Source organism: Streptomyces atriruber, from assembly GCF_001418325.1.
GTDB classification, from domain to species: Bacteria; Actinomycetota; Actinomycetes; order Streptomycetales; family Streptomycetaceae; genus Streptomyces; species Streptomyces atriruber.
On sequence record NZ_LIPN01000462.1, the window covers coordinates 1 to 3,380 of the forward strand.

The 3,380-nt window shown below is 70.6% G+C and carries 3 protein-coding genes; all 3 read right to left on the reverse strand.

The window, feature by feature from the left end:
- Positions 1–337: MFS transporter (locus AOK03_RS35875; RefSeq protein WP_157869168.1), on the reverse strand; the 337-nt coding region annotated here is incomplete at its 3' end.
- The gene (locus AOK03_RS35880) at positions 321–1,430 is read right to left on the reverse strand and encodes an alpha/beta hydrolase (protein WP_055569575.1); all 1,110 of its coding nucleotides are present in this window, start codon (positions 1,428–1,430) and stop codon (positions 321–323) included. The genes AOK03_RS35880 and AOK03_RS35875, both read right to left, overlap by 17 nt.
- Positions 1,427–3,380: SDR family oxidoreductase (locus AOK03_RS35885; RefSeq protein ID WP_055569576.1), on the reverse strand; the 1,954-nt coding region annotated here is incomplete at its 5' end. The genes AOK03_RS35880 and AOK03_RS35885, both read right to left, overlap by 4 nt.

Here is a 3,380-nt window from a genome sequence, read left to right on the forward strand (position 1 = left end):
GCCGGGCCCCGTCCAGGACCCAGTAGTTGCCGGCGACGAGGCTGAGCGCGGAGCCCGCGCCGAACGTCAGCAGCCCGAAGAGCAGCGCCTGCCAGCGCCCGATGATGTCGGCGACGGACCCCCAGACGAGCGTCGAGCAGGCGAAGGTCAGGTTGTACCCGTTGAGGACCCACTGCTCGCCCACCGACGAACTGCCCAGGTCGTCGGCGATGTCGCCCAGGGACACCGCGGTGCCGGACACCGACAGCGGAACCGTGAAGATGGCGAGCAGGATGACGGGCATCAGCAGGCGCGTGCCGGGCGCCGGGGCGCCCGGCCGCTCACGCGTGGAGCTCATCGGCGGCGGGCACGCGGCACTCGTCGAGGAAGTCGACGATGTGTCCGAACACGTCCAGCGCGGCGTTGCGGCCGATGAACGCGTCCAGATGGCCGTAGCCCGGCACCTCCACGTATCTGACGTCCATCTCGGGGTACCGGCGCTTGAGCACGTCGTGGCAGATCTCGTTCGAGTCGTACCAGAAGCGGTTGTCGCTGCCGGAGAGCAGCATCAGCGGGGTCCCGAACGATCCCGCCTCGTCGAGGGCGTTCTTGGGGAGCGCGTCGTAACGGCCGTCGTTGTCGTTGTACCGCATCATCGTGTGGGCCAGTTCGATGCTGCGCAGATGCGGCAGGATCCACATCGGCACCGTGCCGTACAGGTCCGCGAGGCGGTCGTGGGTGACGTCGTCGAGGTTGTCGTGCTCGAAGAGCGAACCGCCCACGCCCCAGGAGTCGTTGTGCAGGATCTGGCAGTTCGGGTCCTTGCACTCGGCGCCCAGCGACACCTCGGCGAAGATCAGCGAATGCTTCGACCACATGCCGACCTTCTTGAAGTCGGTGGGGATGTTGACGAAGCGGGAGCGCAGCAGCTCCCCGCCGAAGTGCAGGCGCGCCCGCGTCTTCCAGGACATCTTCGGGGTGAGGAACACGCCCTGCGCGACGACGCCGGACAGGCCGGGCACCAGTCCGGCCGCCATGCTCAGCGACAGGCACATCGCGCCGATGCAGTGCGCCACGACGAGGAGTTCGCGTCCTTCGATGCGTTCCTTGATCAGTGACACGGCCTCGGGTATGTCGTAGAGCGCCACGTCGTCGAAGGTGTACCGGACCCGGCCCTCGTTGTAGGGCAGCCGGCAGCTGCCCCGCCAGTCGAGGAGCCAGGGCTCGTAGCCCGCGTCGAGGAGGACGTCCACGAGGTTGCGGGTCTCGGGCAGCGTGAACATGTCCGCCGACGCGGTCAGTCCGTGCAGGATCAGGACGACCGGGCGGTCGGTGGAGCCGTCGGCGGGGGCGACCCGGGTGAGACCGAGCCGGGTGCCGTCGGAGGCGGTGAAGGGGATGTCCTCGACCCGGTCGCCGAGTGCGTGGTGGAGGGGCCTCAGCGTCGTCATCGGGTCTGCTCCCTTTTGATCATCAGCTTCCTGATCTTGCGTTGCAGCTTGTCCTGGTCCCGGTCGATGGCGTCCTTGCGCAGGTCGAGGAGTTCGGCGACGGCGCGCAGGGACGGCTCCGCGAGGCCCATGCCGACCTGCACGAAGAACCAGGAGAGCCAGGCCAGTTTGGCCAGCCGCCGCTCCTGCGACGACAGCCGCGGGTCGACCTCGATGCCGTCGATCTGGTCGGGCACGTAGCTCTTGCCGGGGACCTTGACGACACCGGCCAGGGTCGCCGGTTCGTTCTCGCGGCCGAGGGTGACCTCGATGGTGCGGGTCTGCTTCCAGAAGTCGCGGCTGGCGCGGGCGGTCTTCCAGCCCTCCAGCCACCAGCGGCCGCCGTCGCGGTCCACCAGGACCAGCCGGTAGCGCAGCAGCGGATGGTCGCTGCCGTGCCGCAGCGGGACGCCCTCGTCGGGGCGGACCCAGATCTCGCCCGCCTCCACGGTCAGCGGCTCCGGGTGCAGGCGCTCGCAGACCACCTCTCCGCGGACGTCGATCTTCCGGTGGCGTACGACCTGGTACATGCTGGCGATGGAGAGGGTGAGCGCCATCCGGCACTTGGCGTCGCGCTCCCCGCCGACCGGGCCCACCCGGCCCTTGGTCCGCTCGCGGAACGACAGGTAGGGCGGGTCCTCGCGGCTGGGCAGCCGGGCGACGCCGTCCTTCGCCATCCGCTCGAAGGCCTTCAACTGCGCCTGCGATCCGTACCGTTCGGCCTCGGGCAGCCGGTGCCGGGCGACGAAGCGGTCGGTGCGCTCCGAGCCCGCCTCCGGACCGAACATCAGCGCCTCGAAGAGCTTCATGGCGGTGGGGCTGCGCAGGATGCGGATCAGGAAGTCGAGCTCCGGCACCGGGTCGGAGGCGTGCCGCGCGAGCAGGTCGTCGCGCCAGTCGTGCCAGTTCGCCACCCGGACGTTCATGCCCGCCAGCTTCATGTCCTTCACCAGCTGGGGCAGGGTCTCCGCGCGGCCGGTGACGTTGTAGTTCTGGCCCCACGCGGCGGGGTCGAAGACGACGGCGGCCGTGACCTTGCTGATCCAGTCCACCGGCGCGAGGTTCATGAACTTGAAGGCGGGCACGGTCCGGTAGCGGGAGAACGCGCCGATCAGACCGGTGCTGAGGTCGTGCGGGTTGTACACGCCCGTGCGGGTGTGGCCGCCGATCGCGCCGGGCCGCAGGAACGTGACGGTAAGACCGTGCTCGCGGGCGCGCCGCAGCACCGCCTCGGCGGCCCACTTCGACTTGTCGTAGCCCGCGAAGAGCCGGTCGATGTGGGCGACCGGGTCGTCCTCGCCCATCTTCTCGATGCCGACCTCGTTGAAGACGGCGACCGAGGAGATGTGGTGCAGCGGCTTGGCGCGGCCGGTCATCGCCAGTTCGGCGAGGGCCAGCGGACCGAGCACGTTGGTCTGGCGCAGCGAGGGGTAGCCGCGCAGGAAGTCGACGGCGGCGGCGACGTTGACGATCGAGTCGACGTCCTGCGCGAGCCCGTCCCAGACCTCCCGCGACAGACCGAGGCACGGCTGTCTGAGGTCGGCGGCGAGGACCGTGACCCGGCGCCGCACCTCGGCGGTCCAGGGCTGGTCGAAGCTCGCGAGGGCGTCGCCGAGGCGCCGCTCGGCGGCGGCGTCGTCGGCCGCGCGCACCAGGCACACCACGTCGGCGTCGCCCTGCCGCAGCAGGTCGAGCAGGAGGTGGCTGCCGAGGTAGCCGGTGGCGCCGGTCAGCAGGATGCGGCGCGGCGGCACGGGGTCGGCCTGGCGGCTGAACGGCAGCCGGTCGGCCAGCGCGAGGTCGGCGAGGATCGTCTCCAGGTCCTCGGCGGCGTCGTCGTCCGAGGCGCGGACGACGACCGGCGCGATGGACGTGGTCGCCGGGGTGGCGGGCAGCACGGCGGGTGCGGCG